Genomic DNA, 24,743 nt, shown 5'->3' with positions numbered 1-24,743 from the left:
AGGTTTTACTCGATAATCGAGGTTATATTGCTCCGACGCTTGCCCCGAGGTAATTTACTTGTTCAAGAAGTCCAAGCTCATTTCAGTGAGAGCCTTTACCCCAAGTATCATTCCATTTTCGTCTATACTGAAATCGGGGGTATGGTGCGGAAAGGATTTCGTGTTTCCAGGAGTCATTCCCCCTAAAAAAAAGAAAAATCCAGGTACTTCATTTTGAAAATAGGAGAAATCCTCACCTCCCGTAACAGCCTTTTGTATCTGAACGTTATCTTTGCCCGCCACCCTATTAAGGGTAGGTAACATTTGAGTTACAAGCTCGGGATCGTTAAAGGTAATGTCCGTATTGCTTTTAATATCTATGCTGGCCGTTCCGCCATAGGTCTTGGCGATATCGGGTACCATTTCTTTCATTCTCTCTGTAATCTGTTTTTGCATATCATAGTCCAAGGTCCTTATGGTTCCTATCATTTCCGCACTTTCAGGGATAATATTAAAACGGACACCACTTGTAATCTTGCCCACACTTATCACCGCTGCCTCATTGGTGAGGTTAACTTCCCTGCTAATAATGGTCTGCAATCCATCTATGATTTTAGCACTTATAAGAATGGGGTCCACACCCTTCCAAGGCTCGGATCCATGGGTCTGTTTTCCTTTTACTTGAATAACGAATCGTTGTACAGCGGCCATGAGACCCTCGGATTTATACTTAATTACACCAACCGGGGTAGAGGACTTGATATGTAGCCCAAAAATAGCATCTACATCCGGGTTTTTGAGTACCCCTTCCTTGACCATTAACAAAGCCCCGCCTTCCTCACCGGGTGGAGGGCCTTCTTCGGCAGGTTGAAAAATGAACTTAATGGTTCCTTTAATTTTGTCCCTATTATTGGAAAGTATTTCGGCAACACCCATAAGGATAGCAGTGTGGGTATCGTGACCGCAGGCATGCATAACACCAACCTCTTGACCTAGAAATTCCGATGAAACCGTAGATTTAAAAGTTAGGTCGTTTCTCTCGGTAACTGGTAGGGCATCAATATCGGCCCTCAGAGCAATTACTTTACCATTCCTATTGCCTTTAAGGATTCCTACAACCCCGGTTTTGGCAATTCTGGTTTGTACCTCTATCCCCAAGGATTTTAAATGGGATGCTATTTTTTTCGCGGTATTGAACTCCCTGTTGGATAGTTCTGGATTTTGGTGAAAATCTCTCCTCCAATCTATAACCTTTTGTTCAATACCTTTATAATCCTTTTCAAAATTATATTTCTGGGCCGAGGAATAAAAACACCATAATAGCATTGGGATTATTAAATAAGACTTCATACAATTACATGGAATTTTAAATTTAAGATGCCTAAGATCTTATTGTCTTAACCACTGGACATAGTTTTCAATATTTTTACAGATGACATTCGTGCTTAAAAATGCTATTTTCTGTATAATTGGATTAATAGTATAAATATATTCAAATTAGAACTATTAGGGAATTCAATTATCACAAATATTAAAGTTGATTTTTTGATAAGGCTATTTATGGTTAAATTCACCGATCGTAACGAGCTTAATATCAACATACGTTTTGGAGAAGTATATCAACGAATTAAATGAGGCCCAAAAGGCTCCTGTTTTGCACAAGGACGGACCTTTAATGGTGATTGCAGGGGCAGGTTCCGGTAAGACAAGGGTATTGACTTACCGCATTGCCTATTTGATGAGTCTGGGAGTGGATTCCTTTAATATTTTAGCATTGACCTTCACCAACAAGGCAGCCAGGGAAATGAAGAAGCGTATTGCCGACATTGTGGGTACCTCCGAAGCCAAGAACCTTTGGATGGGAACTTTCCATTCCGTTTTTGCAAAGCTTTTGAGGTTTGATGGGGACAAGTTGGGTTATCCGGCCAATTTTACCATATATGATACACAGGATTCACAGCGTCTTATTTCCGCTATCATCAAGGAGATGGGCCTGGATAAGGACATCTATAAGTATAAGCAGGTACAAAATAGAATATCCTCCTACAAGAACAGTCTAATTACGGTAAAGGCATATTACAACAATCCCGATCTGGTAGAGGCAGATGCCATGGCCAAGCGTCCACGGATGGGAGAAATATATCAAAATTATGTGGATCGGTGCTTTAAGGCAGGGGCAATGGATTTTGATGACCTGTTGTTGCGCACTAACGAACTGCTTACAAGATATCCCGAAGTTTTGGCCAAGTATCAAGATAGGTTTCGATATATTTTGGTAGACGAGTACCAGGATACCAACCATTCCCAATACTTGATCGTTAAGGCCCTATCGGATAGGTTTCAGAATATCTGCGTAGTAGGCGACGATGCACAGAGTATATATTCCTTCAGGGGAGCAAACATTAGCAATATTTTAAATTTCCAGAAAGATTATGACAATGTAGGCATGTATCGTTTGGAGCAGAATTATAGATCTACCAGAAATATTGTAAATGCTGCGAACTCCATTATTGCCAAGAATAAGAATCAATTGGAAAAAGTTGTTTGGACATCCAATGACGAAGGACCATTGATCAAGGTTCATCGCAGCCCTACAGATGCGGAGGAGGGGAGGTTTGTTGCTGGGACTATATTTGAAGAAAAAATGCAAAACCAGATGCCCAATGGCAATTTCGCGGTATTGTATAGGACCAATTCCCAATCAAGGGCCATTGAAGATGCCTTGAGAAAACGTGATATTCCGTATCGCATTTATGGTGGACTTTCTTTTTATCAGCGGAAAGAAATAAAGGACGTTCTGTCTTATTTGAGATTGGTCATTAACCCGAAGGATGAAGAGGCCTTAAAACGTATTATCAATTTCCCGGCAAGGGGAATTGGACAGAGTACCATGGATAAATTAACGGTTGCTGCAAATCACTATAACCGTTCTATTTTCGAGGTTATTGAGAACCTTGATAGGATAGATTTAAAGATAAATTCCGGTACCAAAAGAAAATTGGGCGACTTTGTTGCCATGATCAAGAGTTTTCAGATCATGAACGAAAGTGCCGATGCCTTTACCTTGGCAGAACATGTTGCCAAAAAATCCGGAGTATTGTTGGAATTTAAAAAAGACGGTACACCTGAAGGAATTGGCAAAATGGAGAATATTGAGGAGCTGTTGAACGGAATCAAGGACTTCGTAGAGGGACAAAAAGAATTGGCGGATGCCAAAGGGGACATTGGCGAATTCTTGGAAGATGTGGCCCTGGCAACCGACCTCGATAAGGATACGGGGGATGATGACCGCGTGGCTTTAATGACCATTCACTTGGCAAAAGGATTGGAATTTCCACATGTATTCATAGTTGGGATGGAAGAAGATCTTTTCCCGTCCGCTATGAGTATGAATACCAGGAGTGAGTTGGAAGAGGAGAGACGCTTGTTTTATGTGGCCCTGACAAGAGCTGAAAAACAGGCATATTTAACCTATACCCAAAATAGATATCGCTGGGGCAAATTGGTAGATGCTGAGCCAAGTAGATTTATTGAGGAAATTGATGAAAAATATGTTGAAAACCTAACGCCTGTTCAGAGATCTAGATATACACCCTTAATTGATGTTGATATTTTTGGCGATGTTGATAAGAGTAAACTAAGGCAGAACAAACCCACACAGGGAACACCCCCCAGTGGCGTTAGGCCCAATGAAAATCAATTGAGAAAGCTGCGCAAACTAAAACCTGAACTTAGTACTCCGGTAGGAAACACCAACTCGGTAGATCCCAATTTAACCGAGGGGTCCCTAGTTAACCATACTAGATTTGGCAGAGGGCAGGTGCTAAAAATTGAAGGAGTAGGAAATGACAGAAAAGCAGAAATTAAATTCGATAAGGGAGACATTAAAAAGCTATTGTTAAGGTTTGCCAAGCTGGAGGTACTCTAGTCTTGGCCGTTGTAGTTGAATTTCCCAAGTTTGAAAGGGCTACAACTAATTGGAACCCAAAGATTAGTTTGAACTGTAACCAAATGCATTGAACATTATTTCTTAAATTGACAATGTTTATTTAGAACCGATAATATGTCTGAATTTATTAAAATTTATCCTGAGAATCCTAATCCTAAGGAGATTAAAAAGGTTGTGGATGTTTTGCGTAAAGGGGGTCTAATTATTTATCCAACAGACACCGTGTATGGCCTGGGGTGTGATATTACAAATACCAAGGCATTGGAAAAAATTGCGCGGATCAAAGGGGTTAAATTGGCTAAGGCCAATTGGTCCTTTATTTGTGCCGATCTGAGCAATCTTTCGGATTACGTGAGACAGATTAATACTTCTACCTTTAAAATTCTAAAACGGGCCCTGCCCGGACCTTATACCTTTATTCTTCCAGGAAATAATAATCTGCCCAAGGAATTTAAAAAGAAAAAAACAGTGGGTATTCGTATCCCGGATAATTCCATCGCCCGTGCCTTGGTCGAAGCTCTGGGAAATCCTATAGTTTCAACTTCCATTCGTGATGAGGATGAGCTTTTGGAATATACTACCGACCCAGAATTGATCTATGAAAAATGGAGAAATCTGGTGGATATAGTTATCGATGGGGGTTACGGTGACAATATGGCCTCTACCGTGATAGATTTATCGGAAGATGAACCTGTAGTAGTCAGGGAAGGAAAGGGTAGTTTGGATATCTTTTAAGGCCAAACATAGTTTTATCATTAACATATAGCACAAAAAAAAGCGACCCGATAGGTCGCTTTTTAATTTGAATAAGTTAATGCTTAGTTGATCTTAGGATCTTTCATTCCTTCTTCGATCATACTGTAGAACTGATCGATTTTTGGAAGTACTACAATACGTGTTCTTCTATTTTTAGCCTTATCAGCTGTAGGTGATACAGGAATATATTCTCCTCTACCTGCAGCAGTCATACGCTTGGGATCAACACCGTAATCTTTTTGTAAGATACGTACAACAGATGTAGCACGCTTAACACTTAAATCCCAGTTGTCATATAAAACTCCGCTGTTGTAAGGATCAGTATCGGTATGACCTTCAACCATAAATTCGAAATCTGGTTTGTTGTTAACTACCTGTGCAACTTTACCTAAAATTTCTTTAGCTCTAGCAGTTACATTGAAGCTACCACTTCTAAATAATAACTTGTCAGAAATAGAAACGAAAACAACTCCTTTTTCTACGCTGATCTCGATATCCTCATCATCCAAGTTTCCAAGAACACCTTTTAAACTTTGTACTAAAGCCAAATTAACAGAATCCCTTCTTGTAATGGCATCATTAAGCTTTCTTATCGTAAGGTCTTTTTCTTTTAAGCTTTCCAAGGATTTCTCCAAGTTATCGGCACCTTTACTAGTTAGGGTAGTAAGGTTGCCCATGTTGTTGATCAAGTCTTGATTGTTGGCTTTAAGGAAGGCATTCTGATCTTCCAAGGTCTGCATTTTTGAAGTTGCAGCTGCCTTATCTTCTAAACAGGTGTTTAATTTAACTGTCGCGGAATTCAATAAATCTTGTGCTTCCTTAGCCTTAGCTTCCATATCCGCATATTTTTTCTGCGACACACATGAACCCAATAAAAGGGTAATACCTAAACAGCCTAAAATGATTTTTCTCATAGTTATGATAATAGAATTAATAATTTATAATTTAATAGGTTCGTTTTAATGTTCGCAAAATTATATAAAACGCAATATTTTGCGAGACCAATTTAGTTAATCTTTTACTAAATTGTTAAAAATTTTTACATGATTTATATAATAAGCCCAAACAATGGATTTTGTTGCGTAATAATCGCCTGTAAAATAGGCTTTTCCACGCTTTTGGTACATACTGGAAAAATTTCTGTAAAAACTAAAATGAGCCCGTAAAATCGCCCAAAAATGCTTAAATCTGCCTTGAAAAATAAAAAATAGTCCCGCTAAACCATCCAAAACAAGTCTTAAAAGTACTATTTGGACTACTTTGGATGAAGGAAGGTTTTTAACCAGGGAGTAAAGGGAATTTCTGAAGTTGAGAAAAGTCTTTTGTGGATTCATACTGCTTAAGGTAGAACCGCCAACATGGTAAACCTCGGAGTTTCCTACATAAAATACTTTGTACCCCTTGTTTTTTGCCCTCCAGCATAGGTCTATTTCTTCTTGATGTGCAAAATAATCTTCATCAAATCCCTTTAACTTTCCAAAAACCTCCTTCTTTATAAACAAACATGCTCCAGTAGCCCAAAATATTTCCTTTATGTCATTGTATTGGCCGTTGTCTTCTTCCAATTCATTAAAAATGCGTCCCCGACAAAACGGATAACCAAATTTATCAATAAATCCACCTGCAGCACCAGCATATTCAAAACAGGTCTTATTTTTAAAGTCCAATATTTTGGGTTGAACAATTGCCGCCAAAGGGTTGTCCTCAAATTCCTTTAGTACTGGCAATAGCCAATCCTTGGTAACCTCCACATCGGAATTCAATAGGCAAAAAATATCAGCATTTACCTGTGGCAAGGCATCATTGTATCCCTTGGCATAACCACCATTGGCCGAATTTTGAATGATACTTATGTGCGGGTATCTTTTCTTTACAAAGTCGATAGAGCCGTCCGTAGATGCATTATCGGCGACATATATGTCCGCCTCCTTGGAGAATTCGGTTACGGAAGGAAGAAACTTTTTCAAAAGAGCTTCTCCGTTCCAATTAAGTATGACAACTGCTATTTTTAACATTCTCTATAATGTCCAAAACAGTAGGACATATATTCAAAATTATAAGGATTCGATTAAGTCGGCAATGTAAAGAAATATTTTATAAATGACTATGAATATTTTGACAACTGCAGTCTCTAGCAATGGCTTTTGTATTGGTCATGTAATATTTTTAGTATACTTTATTAGGGCCTATAAAGGGGGATATCCTCAAGAAAACTATATTTTTCCTTGTCGAAATCCATGCTACAAAAGAAATGGTCCAAGCCATTGGTGACCATTAAATATTTGGCCTTGAGCAGAAGGTTATAACGGGCAATTTGGTCAAAAGCCATTTGGTCTATTTTAATCTGGGGAGATTTACATTCCACCACAATTTCGATACTTCCGTCTGGATTGAAGACGACCACATCATATCTTTTTTTTAAATTGTTTATTAGCAATTGTTTTTCAACGTTGATATGTGCCTTAGGATAATTTTTATCCAAAATTAGGTGATGCACTACGTGCTGTCTTACCCATTCTTCCGGTTGTAAAACCACAAATTTTTTGCGTATGACATCAAAAATAAAGACTTTATTTTCCCTATTTTTGAATCGAAAGGGATATGAGGGATAGTTTAATGGTTGCATTGTGCAAATTTGATGATTTTTTTTAGATGGACGAGGTAAAACAGATTGTAAGCAATATAAAAAATGGAAATATAGCACCCATATATTTTCTGACTGGTGAGGAACCGTACTATATTGACAAGATATCGGAGTATATTGAGAAAAACGTCCTGTCAGAGGAAGAACGTGGGTTTAATCAGGTTATTCTATATGGTAAGGAAATCACGATTGAGGACATCGTTGGCAATGCCAAGAGATATCCAATGATGGCGGAGCGACAGGTAGTCATTGTAAAGGAGGCACAACATCTTTCGCGGTCCATAGAAAATCTGGTTTCCTATGCCGATCAACCCCAACCTTCTACGGTATTGGTTTTATGTTACAAATACAGTAAACTGGATAAGCGTAAGAAGTTGTACAAGTCCATTAAAAAATCGGGGACAATATTTGAAGGTAAAAAGCTTTATGAGAACCAAGTAGCGGATTGGATTAAAAAATCTTTACATTCAAGAGGGTACGGAATTACCTTTAAGGCAGCCAACTTATTGGTGGAGTTTCTTGGGACCGATTTAGGTAAAATCGACAAGGAACTTGAAAAATTGTGTTTGGTTGTCCCAAAAGGAGTTGAAATAAACCCGGAAGCCATTGAATCCAACATTGGGATAAGTAAGGATTATAACAATTTTGAACTTAAAAAAGCAATAGGGGAGAAGGACATTGAAAAAGCAACAAGAATTGTCAATTATTTTGCCCAGAATCCAAAGGACAATCCCTTTGTTCTAACAATAACCCTTTTGTATTCATTTTTTATACAGTTGCTGTCTTATCACGGCTTAAAGGATCATTCCTCCAAAAGTGTTTCCACGGCCTTGGGAATTAGGCCATTTTTTGTTTCGGAAATTCAGACGGCGGCAAGAAATTACCCTATGAGGCGTGTAAGTGAAATTATTTCCAATCTAAGGGAATTGGATGTTAAGGGCAAAGGCGTTGGATCCAACATTTCGCAGGAGGATCTACTTAAAGAGTTACTGATCAAAATATTCTAAACTTTATAAGACAGAACGGCTTTCAGAATTGGTAAAATATACTAGTCATGCGCAAATAGCATGCTAGCAATTTATTCCGTGTACTACAAATCTCAGAAGCCCATAGGAACTGGGAGGCAAAAAAAAATACTAATTGTAGTAGGGTTTACTTTTTATCCAAACTATATTTTCCAGGACCCAACAGAAGTATGGAGGTGAAGCTTATTAAAAATAATATGGCTTTTTCCTTTACGTTAAAAGGGTCGGACCCATGTACTATCAATGCTGCAACCGACATGGTAATAATAGTTGGCACTGTTGCCCAGCGTGTTTTAAAACCTATAATAACCAAAATAGGACATATAAGTTCTCCTATGACCGCCAGAAATAGGGAAGGGGTAGCGCCAATACCAATGGGATCGCCAAATTCAAAATTACCTCCAATGAGCTTTTGAAATTTCGGTAGTCCATGGGTTATCATTAAAACAGAAGAAGATATGCGCAAAAATAGTAGGCCTAGGTCTTTCATTGGGGTGAATTGGGTTTTAGGAAAATAATAGCTTTATAAGTTGTTAAAAGTAACTATTAGTTTTCTAAAAACAAAGTGAATTTTGATTACCACAGGTTTCAAAACAAGGGTATACAGATTGCTCTTATCTTAATTTTGGAAAATCAGTCGGATTAAATTCGTGCATAATGGCATAGACTTTTTCAAATATATCTTCGGAATTAGGTTTGGAAAAGTAGTCGCCGTCAGTGGCATAAGCCGGTCTATGTGGCTTTGCGGTAAGGGTTTGGGGAGCACTGTCCAAATATTTATACGCTCCTTGTTTTTCAATAATTTCGTGTGTTAGATAGGCAGAGCATCCTCCTGGAACATCTTCGTCTATTACCAATAGCCTATTGGTTTTTTTAACACTCCTAAGTACGTCCTGACGCAAATCGAACGGTAATAAGCTTTGGGCATCCACAACTTCGGCATCGATACCTACTTCTCTGAGTTCCTCTGCTGCCTGCATTACTATCCTCAGGGTAGAGCCATAGGAAACCAAGGTAATATCCGTTCCCGGTCTCACTACTTCAACAATACCGATGGGAGTGCATATAGCCCCTAGGTTACTGGGTTTGGGTTCCTTTAATCTATACCCGTTTAAACTCTCAATTAATAATGCCGGCTCGTTTCCTTTCATAAGGGTGTTGTAAAAACCGGCTGCCTTGGTCATATTTCTGGGTACTAAAATATACATGCCCCGCAATAAATGGATCAGTCCACCCATTTGCGAACCCGAATGCCATATACCTTCTAATCGGTGTCCACGTGTTCTTACGATCAATGGAGCCCTTTGTTTTCCGACCGTTCTATAGAGTAGTGTCGCCAAATCATCGGTTAAAGTAAACAGTGCATAAAAGATATAATCCAAATATTGAATTTCCGCAATTGGACGCAATCCTCTCAACGCCATCCCTATTCCTTGCCCAATTATACTGGCCTCCCTAATACCGACATCGGCTACCCTGAGTTCCCCGTATTTTTTTTGCAATCCTTCCAATCCCTGATTTACGTCACCTATGGCTCCACTGTCCTCACCAAAGATCAAGGCTTGGGAGTATCTTTCAAAAAGGGCATCAAAATTATCCCTTAAAATAATTCTTCCATCTACTTCCTCGGGTTCTGCATCAAAAGTAGGCTGTACCTCAGGAACACTCAACGCATTGTTATTTTGTTCGTTATACAAATAGGTACTGTACTTGTTTTGGGATTCCTCTAAAAAATTATTGGTCCAAGCGGCCAAAAGATCTTTCTCCTTGCTACTTTCTCCCAATAAATATCGCATAGCCTTTCTAGCCTTGGAAGCCATATCTTTTTTTATGGGTTCTTCAACGGCAATTAAATCGTTTTTTAATTTGGTGATAAAATTTTTATTGACACTGGCGTTGGCTGCATTTTCCAACAGGTTCACCAATTTTTTTTTCTGTTCCTTATGGGGAGCCAAAAACTCTTCCCATGCCTCCTTACGAGCACTTCGAACCTGTCTTTTAATATTCTTTTCCAGAGTTTTCAGCTCTTCTTCTGTGGCAATCCTATTTGCTAAAATCCATTCCCTATATCGCTTATTGCAGTCATTTTCTCTTTCCCATTGTAAACGCTCCTCGCTCTTGTACCGTTCATGTGAACCTGAAGTAGAATGTCCCTGTGGTTGCGTTAGTTCGGTTATATGTATAATTACTGGCACGTGTTCGTCCCTGGCGATATCCGAGGCATTTTCATAAGCATGGATCAAGGCGGTATAATCCCAACCTTTAACTTTTAGGATCTCATAGCCTGCATTGGTCTTGTCCCTTTGAAAGCCGGCCAAAATTTTTGATATATCTTCTTTGGTCGTCTGATGTTTGGCGTGAACAGAAATACCGTAATCATCATCCCATATGCTGATGACCATGGGTACCTGTAATACTCCGGCCGCATTTATGGTTTCAAAAAAGACACCTTCACTAGTACTGGCATTACCAATGGTTCCCCAAGCTACTTCATTGCCATTATCCGAAAATTTGGCACTATGTTCAACTTTGACGTTCCTATATATTTTTGATGCCTGTGCCAGACCTAGCAATCTAGGCATTTGCCCCGCAGTACAAGAAATATCGGCACTGCTGTTTTTTTGTTTGGTGAGGTCCCTCCAGCTTCCGTCTTCATTTAGGCTAAAAGTAGTAAAGTGCCCCCCCATTTGCCTACCGGCGCTCATGGGGTCTTTTTTTATATCGGTGGTGGCATACAAACCATGGAAAAACTCCTTTGGGGAAAGAAGATCCAAAGCCATCATAAAAGTTTGATCCCTATAATAACCACTTCTAAAATCGCCATCCCTGAAAGATCTGGCCATAGCCAATTGTGGAAGTTCCTTACCGTCCCCAAAAATTCCGAATTTAGCTTTTCCGGTCAAAACTTCCCTTCTGCCCAATAAGCTACATTCCCTGCTCGTAACAGCAATTTCATAGTCTTTCAATATTTGTAATTGAAAATCGTCAAATGAAATGTCGTTGCTGGCTTCGGAATCTATATTCATTACGGAATTAATGGTTTCTCGCAAAAATATCAAATCAATATGGTTTTTGCAACCAATATAAGAGGATAATAATTAATAATTATTTAAAGAAAGGGGAAGTGTATTTTTAAATATTGAGAATATCATAAAAATAACCTCATAAACTAAGAATTTATTAAAAGACTAGAACCATTTCCGAGTAAACAACCCGGTTAAAGTCCTTGGACTAAAGGTTATGACAAATCTAATTTTTTGATTGTAATGCGGTTGTGAAATCTCCCAGCCATTATTGGAGTACAGGGGGAAATAAAGTTCAAAATAATCGGTCAACAAATTGAGACGTACACCGGAGTCATAGACAAAACGCTCCTTAAGCCCTTTATTCTTAACAAAACCTAAATCACCATACAATTCTATCCATCGCCATACATTTACACTGGCATTGACAGTGGCCATCCAGTCATTGGCAAAGGGATTTTCCAATTTGGATTTAAATCCGCCCTCTGCAACTATGATCTGTTGACTATAGATTCCCGACCCTTCCGATCTACCCAGATAGTCGTAATCAAAAAGGTAATCTGTTGGCCTATCCAGGGAAAAACTAAAAAAATCCGTAACCCCGGCCGTTTCATTTCTTAGAAACTTCCCGGCAAAAAAACGTAAATTAAATTGTCTATTGTTTTCAAATAGTCTTCTGTATTCCAATTCATAGGCTAGTTTCGTGAATTTATCTGAATACTGTGCATCCACTGACCAAGATAGGTAATTGATTATATTGTTGGTGGTATTGTAATATTGTGCGTTGAACACATTATAATCCGGATCTGTTTCCAGACCCAAAGTCTGTAAAGTTGGATCTATATCCCTAAAAACACTGATAGACCTAAAAATTAAGGCTTCCCTTTTGTTCAGCAAAAGATTGCTTGGCCTCCAACCAAAACCTACGGAGGGGCTTATTGTGCTGTAACGCGAATTTTCTTGAAAATGGGAGGTAGATCCCCTTAGGGAATAATTGGAGACGTATAAACCGCTTTTACCATGGTATTTCCGAAAATTGAATTTTGCGTAACCAACAAAGGTCTTCTCATTAGGAGCATAGGAAGGGGCCAGATCAAAAACAAATGGCCTTTCCAATAAGGTTTTGTTGTATAGTCGCATGCCTGGAGAAAGTCCGTCATACTTATTGAATCCCAGCACGGGTACATAAAAAATTTGGTTGCGGAAGGGATCCTCGGCATCCTTGAAAAACTGAAATTTTAATTTTTTGTTACTTGAAAAGAAACCGTTCAATGACTTCCAATTATCCCTTTGGTTAAATTCCGGGATGGTTTGATCATAATTCAAAACCAACCTATCCTCACCGTTGTTAGGAATTTGATAAGCCTCTTGATTCACAATATTTGTGAACCAATAGTTGGAAACTACGGTATCATTTCTTAACCCAAAAAGGGAAATAGGTACATTGGTACCTTGTTTATTTTTTAATACGACCACCAATGAATCCCCTAGTCTTTTAGCCGTTTTTATCTTAAAATCAATTTTCTGGGTAGTGGACACGTATTCATCAAAGAACCAATTAATATCCTTGTCAGAGTTTTCTACAACTATAAATTTAAAATCTGCCGCTGTGGACGGTTTTAATCTATAATTGATGTAAAATTCCTTAACACTGCGGTCTACATGTTCTTTACCTGTGTAATCTGCTAAATATGCCAATCCCAAGCCAGCCTTATATCTGTTGGCTATTTTTTGATTGAACTTAATGAGTGAATCGTTGGGAGTAGTAAGGGATTGATCGACATTTTTTCGGGCCGATAACATATGCAGTAGGGGATATTGTTCGTTAAAATTCATTTTGGCCAAATGAAAACTGCGCACTCCCCATATCTTGGATAATTTGCCCAACAATTTTTGATCCGGATAGTAATCTTGTACAAAACCGATCATTAGATAGTTAAGAATGGCATCGGTAACCCATTTTTCCTTTCTTGGATCAAGGAACATAGTTTCCCTAATAAAACTATTGAGGGCGGTTTTCAGAAATTTCATTTCAAATTGAAACTGTTCCTCATAGGGCCTAATAAAGCTTGGAAGTTGGTTTATTCCATAAAGGGGGTCCTTGTCATAATCCAATTCAGAAACCAATAATTGTTTATGTGGAAAATCGCCCAGGTTTTCGTAAATGTATTTTGAAACCCTATTAATGGATATTCCCGAGGATATATCATCGTACTTTGGAGACTGCAGATTGGTCAATATGGTCATCTCCGGAGTTACATGCCTTACAAATTGATTGGTCGGACTTATTATTATTTCTCCACTTTTTTGATTAATGCCTTGAAAATAAATATGTTGATTGTTACCTACTATGTTTTTGCCCAACTCATGAAAATTGGAGACCGCAAATAAATTTTCTGGTATAATGAGTTCAATGGACGTATTGGCCATATCCGTAAAAAGATCTTCTAAATTCTTGTTGGAATATAAATGCCATTGCCCATCGTATACGGCTGGGGTCAGGTACCAGTCCTTTAAATAGTAGCCACCTCTGTTGTCATATCCGTAAGTAGTGAACTTATCGGACGGTAATTTTACCTTGTAAGTTATGAATACTTTAGTGGATTCCTTAGGAGCTAGGGGATTGTTGAGATCAATTTTAATAATGTCCCTACCAGGGGCATATTCCCAGTCCAATCCTCGGTAATTATCGTCAACGGTACTAGTTATTTTGGTATTTCCCCTTTCATCGTCCTTGGCGAGATGGAGGCCTTTCTTAAATTCTTCGGAAAATCTTTTGGCCAGTGCCGTATTCTTGTCGGCATAGGCATTGGCCCAATCATTAAAGTAAATAAGCTTTAAGGTGTCATTGGAATTGTTTACATATTCAATTTCTTGCTGTATGGTGACCTCTTTGCTCTCGACATTCAAGGTGGCCGTAAGTTTGTTGGAATGTTGGGCTACGGACATGCCATTGACAAGTAAAATTATCAACAATAAAATAGGTTTCCGTAAATATTCCAACTTCTTCAAGAATTCCGTGTTTAGAAATTAGGGCTTAATATATTTCCTTTGTAGAAGGAATCGATTATGTCCACCACTTCTTTTTCCGAGTCTACTATTTGTATTAAATCCAGATCATTAGGGCTAATATTTCCCATACTAAGCATAGTATCCTTTATCCAAACTATCAATCCATTCCAAAAATCAGAGCCCACTAGAATTATAGGAAATTTCTCTATTTTGTTGGTCTGTATAAGTGTTATTGCTTCAAAAAGTTCATCAAGCGTTCCAAAACCTCCAGGCATAACTACAAAGCCTTGGGAATATTTTACAAACATAACCTTGCGGACAAAGAAATAATCAAAATCCAAGCTTTTATCGCTGTCTATGTATGGATTGTCATGTTGCTCAAAAGGTAAATCAATATTCAATCCGACAGAAGTACCGCCTGCCAAATGAGCACCTCTATTTCCGGCCTCCATTATTCCAGGTCCACCTCCGGTAATGATTCCGTAGCCAGCTTCAGCAATACTCTTGGCGACATTGACCGCCAATTCATAGTATTTATCACCCGGTTTGTTGCGTGCCGACCCAAAGACAGAAACGCAAGGGCCAATAGCACTCATTTTTTCAAATCCATTCACAAACTCGCCCATAATCTTAAATAGGGCCCAGGAATCGTTTGTTTTTATCTCATTCCATCCTTTATGATGCTGTTCTTTTCTCATCGTACTATATTATCATAATCAATTTGAACTATTGTTTTCATAACGTTATAAAATGTTTTTAAAGAAAATAGAATCTTTAATCGATTGTTAATTTCACAAACCTAATTCTTTTCTTAGAAATTTTGAGGTGTAACTTTTTTTATCATGGGCTACTTCTTCAGGAGTTCCTTCCGCAACTACCATACCACCATTGCGACCGCCTTCATATCCAATATCGATAATATGGTCCACCATCTTTATGACATCCATATTGTGTTCAATAACCAGAACGGTGTTCCCCTTGTTTACCAATTTATTGAGTACGTGCATCAATACCCTAATATCTTCAAAGTGGAGCCCAGTTGTTGGTTCGTCCAGAATATAAAAGGTGTTTCCTGTATCCCTTTTGGATAGTTCTGTAGCCAGTTTTATACGTTGAGCCTCACCACCGGATAGAGTAGTAGATTGCTGGCCCAAAGAAATATACCCGAGCCCAACATCCTGAATAGTTTTTAATTTGCGATATATTTTGGGGATATGCTCAAAGAACTCTACAGATTCGTTTATGGTCATTTCCAGTACATCGGCAATGGATTTACCCTTATATCTTATCTCCAAAGTTTCCCTATTAAACCGTTTTCCATTGCAGGTCTCGCATTCTACATAAACATCCGGAAGGAAATTCATTTCAATGACCCTGAGACCTCCTCCTTGGCAGGTTTCACAACGTCCACCGGTAACATTAAAACTAAAACGACCAGGCTTGTATCCCCTTATGGATGCTTCCTGTGTCTTGGCAAAAAGCGACCTGATTTCACTAAATACCCCAGTATAAGTAGCCGGATTGGACCTTGGTGTCCTACCTATGGGCGACTGGTTAATATCTATGACCTTGTCTATATGTTCCAAGCCCTTAATTTTTTTATAGGGCATAGGTTTTTTAACACCATTAAAATAATAGGCATTTAAAATTGGGTACAGAGTCTCGTTAATCAAGGTAGACTTTCCACTACCGGAAACACCTGTTACCCCGATCATTTTTCCCAAGGGGAAGCTAACTGAAACATTTTTAAGATTATTTCCGGAACAGCCAGATAATTCTAGGCTATTTCCATTTCCTTCCCTTCTTTTTTCAGGAACTTCAATTTTTAATTTTCCGGAAATATAATCCGCAGTTAGGGTATGATGGTTTTTAAGGGCATCAGGTTTTCCTTCTGAAATTATTTCCCCACCGTGCTTTCCTGCTTTTGGCCCAATATCTATGACATGGTCCGCACGTTCAATCATATCGCGGTCATGTTCCACTACAATTACTGAATTACCGATATCCCTGAGGGATTCCAAAGACTTTATTAAACGTTCGTTATCCCTTTGGTGTAAACCAATACTGGGTTCATCTAGAATATAGAGCACCCCTACCAATTGCGACCCTATTTGGGTTGCCAATCTAATACGCTGCGCCTCGCCCCCGGAAAGGGATTTACTACTTCTATTTAAGGCGAGGTAATCCAAGCCTACATCCAATAAAAATTGGAGCCTGGTTTTTATCTCTTTTATTATTTCCTCGGCTATTTTTAATTGGTTACCCTCCAATTTCTTCTCCAGATCGTTGAAGAAATCTGCCAATTCCGAAATATCCAAATTGGATAGGTCGGCAATGTTACTGTTAGCGATCTTAAAGTTTAGGGACTCCTTTTTTAATCTAGTACCCTCACAGGTAGGACATTTAATTTTGTCCATATATTCCTTGGCCCAACGCTTTATGGAAGTGGAGTTGGCCTCATTAAACTGATTTTTGATAAAGTTGGATATACCTTCGTAATCTATTTTGTAAAGCCGCTTTACCCCTAAGGTTTTAGAGTCTACTTCGAAACTTTCCTTGCCACCAAAGAGCAAAACAGTAATGGCTTCCTCAGGTATTTGGGAAATTGAGGTGGTAAGTTCAAAATTATACCGCTGCGCTATGGTTTCTATCTGTTTAAAGGCCCAGGAATTTTTATATTCTCCCAAGGGTGCTATGCCTCCTCCTTTTATTGATAACTTTTTGTTTGGAAATATTTTATTTTCGTTTACCTCATGAATATGTCCCAACCCATTGCAATCGGGACACATTCCCTTGGGTGAATTAAAGGAAAACGTATTGGGCTCTGGCGCAGGGTATGAAATTCCAGTGGTGGGACACATTAAGTCCCTACTGAAATAACGGGACTCTTCCGCACCTTCTTCCAAAATCATCAATACATTTTCACCGCTGTACATGGCGGTATTTATAGTTTCGGAAACACGTTTGTCCAATTCGGTGCTCTCCTCAATTTTGAGACGGTCAATAACTATCTCAATGTCATGGGTCTTGTATCGGTCCACTTTCATGCCCTTTACAATATCCTTTATTTCTCCATCTACCCTAACCTTAACAAAGCCCTGTTTTGCAATCTGCTCGAACAGTTCCCTATAGTGGCCCTTTCTGGATTTAATGATTGGAGCCAATATATTTATCTTCTTGCCCTTATAAGAGGATATGATCAGCTCCTTTATCTGATCATCATTATAGCTGACCATCTTTTCCCCAGTATTGTAACTGTAAGCGTCACTCGCTCTGGCAAATAAAAGTCTCAGAAAATCATAGATTTCTGTAATGGTGCCAACAGTAGACCTAGGAGATTTAGAGGTTGTTTTCTGTTCAATGGCAATAACTGGTGAAAGTCCGTCTATCTTGTCCACATCCGGTCGTTCCAACCCTCCCAAAAACTGTCGGGCATAGGCGGAAAACGTCTCAATATACCTCCGTTGACCTTCAGCGTAAATGGTATCAAAGGCCAAGGATGATTTGCCGCTTCCTGACAATCCGGTAATTACAACCAGTTTCTCACGGGGTATGGTAACATCTATATTCTTAAGGTTGTGCACGCGGGCGCCTTTAACCTCAATATTCTCTTCGTAGTTAATCATTTTCATTAGCAATGTGCGAAGTTACGACTTTGATGACTAAAAATGAAGTAGGCGCCATTTAGTTTTTTGTAGATTAAAAGCTTAGCTATAAATTAGCCTTCTAACTATAAATTATTATTAAATGCAACTTTTAGGAATTGGTTCTCGGCTTAACCACAGCGAATTTGGAAAAGGAGTGGTTACCAATGTTACGTCTAAGCATTATTGGGTTACTTTCATGGATAGTGGTCTGGAAACTATAGATGTGGATTCGAGTTTTGAGATTATAGAGGCAGTGGAGGACGAAGTGGATACCATAAGTTTTTCCGAAGTGGAACAATCGTTGATCTCTATTTTAAAACGTTGGAGCGATGCTAGCTCCATTACTCCAATTGCGGACAAGTGGAAGGGGGGAAGTCTAGTTTTGAAACCGGGCGATTCCAACTTATCGGATAAAGAAATTCCCTTGGATACCTTTTTTCACAAAATTGTTATGGTTAGGGACAGAATTAGGGTAATGGAACAGAAAATAAACAGCAGTAATAATTTGGATGATCAGGAAAAGGTTGACCTACAACAATATATTACCCGTATTTACGGTAGCCTAACCACATTTAACGTACTATTCAAAAATCAGAGCGATAATTTTGTAGGTGAAAGAACCAAGTAAATTATATTTATAATCCATTGAGCAGTGTGATTTCTTTCAATCGAATGGAAGTTGGAGTATATCCATAAACAGTAATAGCGGGTTAAAAAAACACTTTGGCAAACCAATGTTCTATAATTAAACTGCCTCCTTTTCACCTACATGGGCTACTTGAGTCTTTATAGTACGATGTGAATGCAACTTGTTGTTTATAAGTTGTTTTAAGTTTGTATGGGAAAGGCCTCCGTTACCGTTATAATTGGATAATTCCAAAGAAATTATTTCAACAGTATAGCAGTTGTAATGAATGGCATACTTTCTCTTTTCATCATAAATGATAAATTCTTGACCCTGGAATTTTGACCGAAAGTGTTTTGAGATCAATGGCAATACATCAAATCCGGGAGCAACATTGGAAAAGTAGATCTGGTCCTTAGAAATTTCAAAAGTGGCAATTGCTTCAATTCTATGTTTTTCCCTTGCTACCATTCTGGAGTGTTGCTGAATTTTCAAAATAATTTCCGAAATTCCATCTATGGGATCTTCACTGGGGTTGGCATACATAGAACGGATGTACTGGTAAAGCATCAGTTCAATACCCTTGGTTTCACTTAGAAAAGCAAAGTAAATGGACTTAATGGCAGCATTATTCTTGTTCTGTATGCTGTTCCAGACGCGTCTGGCTTTATCCATTTGGGTAAAAACAGTTATCGCTTCAGAAAAAAGTCCCTTCTGAATCTCCCTATTCCTTTGAATATCGGCCACTTGGATCTTCTCCTCAAAAACTCTGAAAACGGTGCTTAGAAAACCATTGAAGCTACCGTCGTAAATTAAAATTTTAGGATTTTCCATAATTAATCAAATAAACTTAGTTGTACACTTATATCCCTTTTTTTTAAACGTCTTCTTTCCCTTTTTACTGAATGACTTTTGGTTAAACTGTTTTCTCTCTTAGATCTAACGGATGTGAAGTGGTTATCCTCCATCCCGGAGTAGGCCAGACTGCTTAATGTTTGATGTAAATCGTCCAAAGTCATTCTATATGTTTTTGTAATTATTCCAAATATATGGATTATTTCCTAATTATGGAAATAGTCCAATAAATATTTTGGATATATTCCAAAATCCGTATATTTGAAGCTATTGGATGAAACCTTTTATATGAATAGGGTATATCCATGTTGGTTATATGAATTTAAAACCCGCAATATGAACGAGGATATGGAAATAGTGACAAAGCGTTTTACTGATCTACGCAGGGAATTGGGGTATACCCAATCTGACTTTGCCAACTTACTTGGTATTTCAAATACCACTGCGGATATAGAAAGGGGCCGTACAAAATTATCAGGAAAAGTAGTGGCGGAACTGCTCAAGCAATTCAAGATTAATCCGCTTTGGTTATTTGGGGAAAGCTCCCAAAAACATTTAGCTGTTACAAATATCAGTGTTATTCCAAAGGTGGTTACAGTAAATTCATCCGAAAACGAGAATATGGTTTTGGTAAATGCTAAAGCCGCAGCCGGTTATCCTCAGAATATTCAGGACACGAGTTGGTACAAGCAGTTGCCTGCTTTTGATATTCCCTTGCCTGAATTCCGAAATGCAACTTATAGAGGTTTCCAAATTGAAGGGGATAGCATGTTGCCCAATTTAAAGCCAGGGGAGTGGGTATTGGCCAGGGCCGTAGAAGGTCTAAAGGATATAAGTCCCAATAAGATCTATGTTGTAGTGCTGCAGGACGCCGTATTGGTGAAAAAAATTGAAAAATCTCCCAATCCAGCCGTAATTTCCTTAATATCATTAAATGAAAACTATCCTCCGTATAGCGTTAACACAGAGGACTTACAGGAGCTTTGGCAAGTTAGTAGCAAAATAACCTTTGGTGTGGATGCCACTTCCGAAAAGGGATTACTGAGACAGTTGCAGGAATCCATGGATGAGCTTAAAAATCAATTAAAGAAAGTAAATAATTAAAACAGCACCATTAATAGGCAGCAATTGCCGTATCCGGTATATTGTATTCAGGAGCTTTTTGTTCTCAAATAAAATTATTGAAACCGATTTTCCCATACATCTTTAAATGTGTAGAGCTTTAACCCATCAGAAATTTTTAGTTTGAATAGGATTAATATCTTCTAATTGTAAGGTTTCCCTTATAAGCCTTTTATCCGATGAAATGCATAATTTTATCGATGAAATACAAGAATATCTTCAATTTCCGGCTTTCACAACAAGATATTGGTGTTACACAACAAAAATCCATATTTCACATTACTACAACATATTTTTGAGCTGATAAAGAGTCCCAAATCTTATCATTACATATATAAAAAGGCTGTGCAATTATATTGTATCGCCTTTTTTATTTTTTAAACTTACTATTGGTATAAAAAATTGGAAAGATAAAATAATGGTTACCTTGCCCACAAAGCCAACTATTGGGTTCGTCTTGTTATCGGGTAAGTAATGATAAAGGATTTTAGGGATATGCGGGGTACAACAATAACCCTGCTTTGGCGTTTGTAGTATTGTGTGCCATTAGACAGAGCTTATAAAACTATTAAAAATACTAGGGAGTAATTAGAATATTTAGACAACAATTGAACAATGGTGAAGTATTTTAAAAAAATGTTTTTTTCATTAATGATTTGTTCATTGTGTATTTGGTATTCCTCTGCCCAAGACTCTGCCACCAAACCCGATTATTTTCAGGAGTTTCAAAATCAGAAAGGAGTACAGGAAAGATTCGATTATTTCTTTGGCGTCCCCAATCGTTATATAGAGGATTCAGCCTATGACTGGCAGGCAGTGGTAAACGTCTATCACAATAATGCCCAAAAGGTCAAAGATTCTTCTAGTGTCACCAAGTATGAGCTTATGCAGTCCCAACTCTATTATGATATTGGCGACTTTAGTAAAAGTGTGGCCATTGCCAACCAGTTGTACAAGAAAATTGAAACGCTGGATTTGGAATCCAAAAAGATCCTTCTGGACCTTATAGACAATAACTATGCGAAGTTAGGGCTATACGATCGGCAATTTGAAATAAGAAATGAAAAAAAGAATTTAGGTCTTACCGATAAGGTTATTTTTTATGATATCTATTCCAACCTTGGTCTTCATAGAAAGGCGATGGACGATTATATCAAGGACAAATTGAAAACCATACGGGAGGATGACTATTTTGGGCAAGCGCAATATCAGAGCAATGTTGGGAACTATCTCCTTTTGGATATGTCCATTCCTACTGCTTTGACCTATTATAAAAAGGCAAAGGGGTTTATTGATGTTTACCTAAATGATATTAGTAGGGAGAAAACGGAGCAGGAAATTACCAAAGGCAATTTATTGAAAGCCATTATAGAAGGCAATATTGGTAAATGCCATGCCCTGCTTAAGGAATACGATATTGCAATTCCATACTTGGAAAACTCCATCAACCTTATCAACGAATACAATAAAGGAAAGTTCTCCTCAGAATTGGTAGAGAACACCTTGGAACTGGCAGATTGCTATCTGCAGAAAGAGGATTATGACAAGGCCAAGGATTATCTATTGAAAGGTCCACAGCACGATCCGGTGAAAATTGAAAATATTCTTAGAAGGAATAGATTGTTGGCGGCGTACTACGACCGTATAGGGGATTATAAAAATTCCGTGGAATATTTAAAGAGAAATGTTAGGATTAGGGATTCGTTAAATAGAAATGAATCCTCCATGAAAAAGCAACAGTTGGCAGCCGTTGCCGGACAAGAGATTGAATACTCCAAAAAAATGATGGAGCAACAGAAAAAGGACCTTGAGCAATCCCGAAGCGATTTACAGGCCAAAGAAGAAAGGATAAACATTGTTTTTATTTCGTTGATATTTACGCTTTTGGGATTTGCAGGCCTGGTTTTTGCTTATTTAAAAAGTATTAAGAACCAGCGACTCATTGCAGATCAGAAACGTATTATTGAAGCTTCTCTGGTTGAAAAGGATTCACTTTTAAAAGAAATTCACCACAGGGTAAAAAACAACCTGCAGATGGTGTCCAGTCTACTTAGCCTTCAAACAAAAAACACCCGTAGTAAAGCAGCTATAGAAGCATTGGAGGAAGGCAAGAGTAGGGTAAAGGCAATGGCTCTTATCCATCAAAAACTATATCAGAACGATGATCTCTCCGTTATAGAAATGCAGGGTTATATAGAGAGTCTTATCAACAGTGTACAATCGGTATACAAAAAAGGAGGTCATAATATAAATATTACTATTGATGCCGAAGGCGTTGAATTGGATATTGATAGGGCAATTCCCTTTGGTCTTATTTTAAATGAATTGGTATCCAATTCATTTAAATACGCTTTCCCTGAGGATGACGAAAATGGAAAAATTTATATCCACTTGAGGAAAAATGGTGGACAGGGTTATTTTGAATACACGGACAATGGCGTTGGACTGCCGGAAGATACAGACGACAGGGCCAATTCCTCCATGGGAATTAGGTTAATGAATCGTTTGGTAAATCAGCTTCAATCTACTTTAAATATCGACAAAACATCGGAAGGAGTTCGTTTTTGGTTCAATTTTAAATAAATTTGAATAAAAACAGTTCAACTTATGCAAATTACTTTTCTAGGCCATGCCTCATTATTAATTGTGACAGCTGGCAAAAGATTGTTGGTAGATCCATTTATTTCCGGGAATGAAAAAGCCACTGGGAAAATCGATATAAAAAATCTAAGACCTGATTACATCTTGGTTACCCATGCCCATCAAGACCATATTTTGGATGTTGAGGAAATTGGAAAAATGAACAATGCCAAAGTGGTAAGTAATTTTGAAATTGCTACTTACTATGAAAATAAAGGACTAGAAGCCCATCCAATGAACCATGGTGGGAGTTGGCAATTTAATTTTGGCACCCTAAAATATGTAAATGCCATTCATACTTCTTCGTTTCCCGATGGATCTTATGGAGGCCAGCCGGGGGGATTTATTCTATCTTCCGAAGGAAAGCATATTTATATTGCCGGTGACACTGCCTTGACCATGGATATGAAACTAATTCCGATGTCCTTTAAATTGGATCTTGCCGTCTTACCCATTGGAGACAATTTTACCATGGGTGTCGATGATGCCCTTGTAGCTTCCGATTTTGTGGAATGCCCTAAGATATTGGGGTATCATTATGACACTTTCGGGTATATTGTAATCGATCATAAAGAATCCGTTCAAAAATTTTCCAAGCATGGCAAAGAGCTAATTCTTTTGGAAATAGGTGGGTCTTTAACGGTATAACTACCTCACTTTACTTCTTAGTACTAGCCTATGGAGCAGTTTTGGGAAAAATCTTTTCATATAGACACCCATTACTTCTTTCCGGCCAATGTAAACTTCGAATTTCTCTTTTTCAATGGCCTCGACCATTTTTTTGGCAAAAACATGGGGAGGTAACCCATTTTTGGTGGCCACATCATTGTCTAGTTGGGGAGTCCCATTTGCGGTAAGGGCGTTTATGGCGACATTGGTATTAACAAATCCAGGACATACCATGGTAACCTTTACATTGTCCTCTTCATGTTCCATGCGCAAAACATCAAAAAAACCGTGAAGAGCGTGCTTGGCCCCGCAATATCCAGAGCGATAGGGAGAGCCAAATTTTCCCATTAGGCTGGTTACGGTAACAAAATGGCCTTTTTTTCGGGATACGAAATAAGGAAGGATTGCTTTGGAAAGGGCTATGGTACCCATATAATTTACATTCATTAAATTTTTATATACTTCCAGATCGGTTTCCATAATCAAGGATCGTTGGCTTATGCCGGCATTATTGATCAATAGGTCTATTGACCCATATAAAGACATGGCTTCCGTAACTTTTTCAGACATTTTATCAATATCCATCAAATCTAATGGGAGCAGGGAAATATTGTCGCCATGTGGGCAACGGGCCTTTACCTGTTGAAGATCTACTAATTTCCTGGAAGATATAATCAGTTTATAGCCTTTGCGATTAAGTTCATAGGCCAGCGCTTCCCCTATTCCTGATGAAGCCCCTGTTATCCAAACTACCTTAACGACTTTTGTTTTCATTTTTTTACATATTTAGAAAAAAA

Annotated in this window: 18 protein-coding genes; 7 read left to right on the top strand and 11 right to left on the bottom strand. The window is 38.3% G+C overall.

Features of this window, described 5'->3' with window-relative positions:
• Positions 1-54: 54 nt before the first annotated feature.
• Positions 55-1,329, bottom strand: a complete 1,275-nt coding sequence (locus tag MWU84_RS03645) for an amidohydrolase (RefSeq protein ID WP_246898369.1) — start codon at positions 1,327-1,329, stop codon at positions 55-57.
• A gap of 256 nt (positions 1,330-1,585) precedes the next feature.
• Here MWU84_RS03645 and MWU84_RS03640 point away from each other — a divergent pair, with 256 nt between their 5' ends.
• A complete protein-coding gene (locus tag MWU84_RS03640) occupies positions 1,586-3,907 on the top strand; it encodes a UvrD-helicase domain-containing protein (RefSeq protein ID WP_246898366.1) in 2,322 nt (773 codons plus the stop codon).
• Positions 3,908-4,042: 135 nt separating this feature from the next.
• Entirely contained in the window at positions 4,043-4,663 is a 621-nt protein-coding gene (locus MWU84_RS03635) for an L-threonylcarbamoyladenylate synthase (protein WP_246898364.1), read from the top strand.
• Between the two features lie 83 nt (positions 4,664-4,746).
• Here MWU84_RS03635 and MWU84_RS03630 read toward each other — a convergent pair whose 3' ends face one another.
• From MWU84_RS03630 to MWU84_RS03620, 3 genes are all read right to left on the bottom strand, one after another.
• Entirely contained in the window at positions 4,747-5,598 is an 852-nt protein-coding gene (locus MWU84_RS03630; RefSeq protein WP_246898362.1) for an OmpA family protein, read from the bottom strand.
• 96 nt (positions 5,599-5,694) lie between these two features.
• Positions 5,695-6,699, bottom strand: coding sequence for a glycosyltransferase family 2 protein (locus tag MWU84_RS03625; protein WP_246898360.1), 1,005 nt, complete (start codon positions 6,697-6,699; stop codon positions 5,695-5,697).
• A 164-nt stretch (positions 6,700-6,863) separates the two neighbouring features.
• A complete protein-coding gene (locus tag MWU84_RS03620) occupies positions 6,864-7,310 on the bottom strand; it encodes a type I restriction enzyme HsdR N-terminal domain-containing protein (protein WP_246898358.1) in 447 nt (148 codons plus the stop codon).
• 26 nt (positions 7,311-7,336) lie between these two features.
• Between MWU84_RS03620 and holA the strand changes: the two genes are divergently transcribed.
• On the top strand, positions 7,337-8,335 hold the full coding sequence (gene holA, locus MWU84_RS03615) for a DNA polymerase III subunit delta (RefSeq protein ID WP_246898356.1): 999 nt from the start codon (positions 7,337-7,339) through the stop codon (positions 8,333-8,335).
• 145 nt (positions 8,336-8,480) lie between these two features.
• Here holA and MWU84_RS03610 read toward each other — a convergent pair whose 3' ends face one another.
• From MWU84_RS03610 to uvrA, 5 genes are all read right to left on the bottom strand, one after another.
• Positions 8,481-8,843 (bottom strand): DoxX family protein, encoded by a 363-nt coding sequence (locus tag MWU84_RS03610; protein ID WP_246898354.1) that lies wholly within the window; start codon positions 8,841-8,843, stop codon positions 8,481-8,483.
• Positions 8,844-8,967: 124 nt separating this feature from the next.
• Positions 8,968-11,379 carry an alpha-ketoacid dehydrogenase subunit alpha/beta gene (locus tag MWU84_RS03605; protein ID WP_246898505.1) on the bottom strand — a complete coding sequence of 804 codons (2,412 nt, stop codon included), beginning with the start codon at positions 11,377-11,379 and terminating at the stop codon, positions 8,968-8,970.
• Positions 11,380-11,541: 162 nt separating this feature from the next.
• The gene (locus MWU84_RS03600) at positions 11,542-14,388 is read right to left on the bottom strand and encodes a metalloprotease (protein ID WP_348647843.1); all 2,847 of its coding nucleotides are present in this window, start codon (positions 14,386-14,388) and stop codon (positions 11,542-11,544) included.
• 11 nt (positions 14,389-14,399) lie between these two features.
• Positions 14,400-15,086 carry a TIGR00730 family Rossman fold protein gene (locus MWU84_RS03595; RefSeq protein ID WP_246898351.1) on the bottom strand — a complete coding sequence of 229 codons (687 nt, stop codon included), beginning with the start codon at positions 15,084-15,086 and terminating at the stop codon, positions 14,400-14,402.
• 93 nt (positions 15,087-15,179) lie between these two features.
• A complete protein-coding gene (gene uvrA, locus MWU84_RS03590; protein WP_246898499.1) occupies positions 15,180-18,014 on the bottom strand; it encodes an excinuclease ABC subunit UvrA in 2,835 nt (944 codons plus the stop codon).
• A gap of 121 nt (positions 18,015-18,135) precedes the next feature.
• On the opposite strand from uvrA, the gene MWU84_RS03585 reads away from it, so the two are divergent.
• Positions 18,136-18,663 carry a hypothetical protein gene (locus tag MWU84_RS03585; RefSeq protein WP_246898347.1) on the top strand — a complete coding sequence of 176 codons (528 nt, stop codon included), beginning with the start codon at positions 18,136-18,138 and terminating at the stop codon, positions 18,661-18,663.
• A 117-nt stretch (positions 18,664-18,780) separates the two neighbouring features.
• Here MWU84_RS03585 and MWU84_RS03580 read toward each other — a convergent pair whose 3' ends face one another.
• Complete coding sequence (locus MWU84_RS03580) at positions 18,781-19,494, bottom strand: TIGR03915 family putative DNA repair protein (protein WP_246898346.1); 714 nt, start codon at positions 19,492-19,494, stop codon at positions 18,781-18,783.
• 357 nt (positions 19,495-19,851) lie between these two features.
• Here MWU84_RS03580 and MWU84_RS03575 point away from each other — a divergent pair, with 357 nt between their 5' ends.
• The 3 genes from MWU84_RS03575 to MWU84_RS03565 all read left to right on the top strand — a co-directional run bounded on the left by MWU84_RS03575 (position 19,852) and on the right by MWU84_RS03565 (position 23,925).
• A complete protein-coding gene (locus MWU84_RS03575) occupies positions 19,852-20,619 on the top strand; it encodes a LexA family transcriptional regulator (RefSeq protein ID WP_246898344.1) in 768 nt (255 codons plus the stop codon).
• A 669-nt stretch (positions 20,620-21,288) separates the two neighbouring features.
• A complete protein-coding gene (locus MWU84_RS03570) occupies positions 21,289-23,220 on the top strand; it encodes a histidine kinase dimerization/phosphoacceptor domain -containing protein (protein ID WP_246898342.1) in 1,932 nt (643 codons plus the stop codon).
• 24 nt (positions 23,221-23,244) lie between these two features.
• On the top strand, positions 23,245-23,925 hold the full coding sequence (locus tag MWU84_RS03565) for a metal-dependent hydrolase (protein WP_246898340.1): 681 nt from the start codon (positions 23,245-23,247) through the stop codon (positions 23,923-23,925).
• On the opposite strand, the gene MWU84_RS03560 is transcribed toward MWU84_RS03565, so the two are convergent.
• The gene (locus MWU84_RS03560) at positions 23,926-24,720 is read right to left on the bottom strand and encodes an SDR family oxidoreductase (protein ID WP_246898338.1); all 795 of its coding nucleotides are present in this window, start codon (positions 24,718-24,720) and stop codon (positions 23,926-23,928) included. It abuts the gene before it with no gap.
• Positions 24,721-24,743: the final 23 nt, after the last annotated feature.

It is taken from the genome of Arenibacter sp. F20364 (assembly GCF_023015905.1).
GTDB lineage: Bacteria > Bacteroidota > Bacteroidia > Flavobacteriales > Flavobacteriaceae > Arenibacter.
The sequence above is the reverse complement of the archived record's forward strand: the minus strand, read 5'-3'. Positions and strand labels throughout refer to the sequence as shown.

Excerpts from the sequence above, each read along its gene's own strand:
- MWU84_RS03645 (WP_246898369.1), bottom strand. The coding sequence starts at position 1,329 with ATGAAGTCTTATTTAATAATCCCAATGCTATTATGGTGTTTTTATTCC.
- MWU84_RS03635 (WP_246898364.1), top strand. The coding sequence starts at position 4,043 with ATGTCTGAATTTATTAAAATTTATCCTGAGAATCCTAATCCTAAGGAG.
- MWU84_RS03630 (WP_246898362.1), bottom strand. The coding sequence starts at position 5,598 with ATGAGAAAAATCATTTTAGGCTGTTTAGGTATTACCCTTTTATTGGGT.
- MWU84_RS03625 (WP_246898360.1), bottom strand. The coding sequence starts at position 6,699 with ATGTTAAAAATAGCAGTTGTCATACTTAATTGGAACGGAGAAGCTCTT.
- MWU84_RS03620 (WP_246898358.1), bottom strand. The coding sequence starts at position 7,310 with ATGCAACCATTAAACTATCCCTCATATCCCTTTCGATTCAAAAATAGG.
- holA (WP_246898356.1), top strand. The coding sequence starts at position 7,337 with ATGGACGAGGTAAAACAGATTGTAAGCAATATAAAAAATGGAAATATA.
- MWU84_RS03610 (WP_246898354.1), bottom strand. The coding sequence starts at position 8,843 with ATGAAAGACCTAGGCCTACTATTTTTGCGCATATCTTCTTCTGTTTTA.
- MWU84_RS03605 (WP_246898505.1), bottom strand. The coding sequence starts at position 11,379 with ATGAATATAGATTCCGAAGCCAGCAACGACATTTCATTTGACGATTTT.
- MWU84_RS03595 (WP_246898351.1), bottom strand. The coding sequence starts at position 15,086 with ATGAGAAAAGAACAGCATCATAAAGGATGGAATGAGATAAAAACAAAC.
- uvrA (WP_246898499.1), bottom strand. The coding sequence starts at position 18,014 with ATGATTAACTACGAAGAGAATATTGAGGTTAAAGGCGCCCGCGTGCAC.
- MWU84_RS03585 (WP_246898347.1), top strand. The coding sequence starts at position 18,136 with ATGCAACTTTTAGGAATTGGTTCTCGGCTTAACCACAGCGAATTTGGA.
- MWU84_RS03580 (WP_246898346.1), bottom strand. The coding sequence starts at position 19,494 with ATGGAAAATCCTAAAATTTTAATTTACGACGGTAGCTTCAATGGTTTT.
- MWU84_RS03575 (WP_246898344.1), top strand. The coding sequence starts at position 19,852 with ATGAACGAGGATATGGAAATAGTGACAAAGCGTTTTACTGATCTACGC.
- MWU84_RS03570 (WP_246898342.1), top strand. The coding sequence starts at position 21,289 with ATGATTTGTTCATTGTGTATTTGGTATTCCTCTGCCCAAGACTCTGCC.
- MWU84_RS03565 (WP_246898340.1), top strand. The coding sequence starts at position 23,245 with ATGCAAATTACTTTTCTAGGCCATGCCTCATTATTAATTGTGACAGCT.
- MWU84_RS03560 (WP_246898338.1), bottom strand. The coding sequence starts at position 24,720 with ATGAAAACAAAAGTCGTTAAGGTAGTTTGGATAACAGGGGCTTCATCA.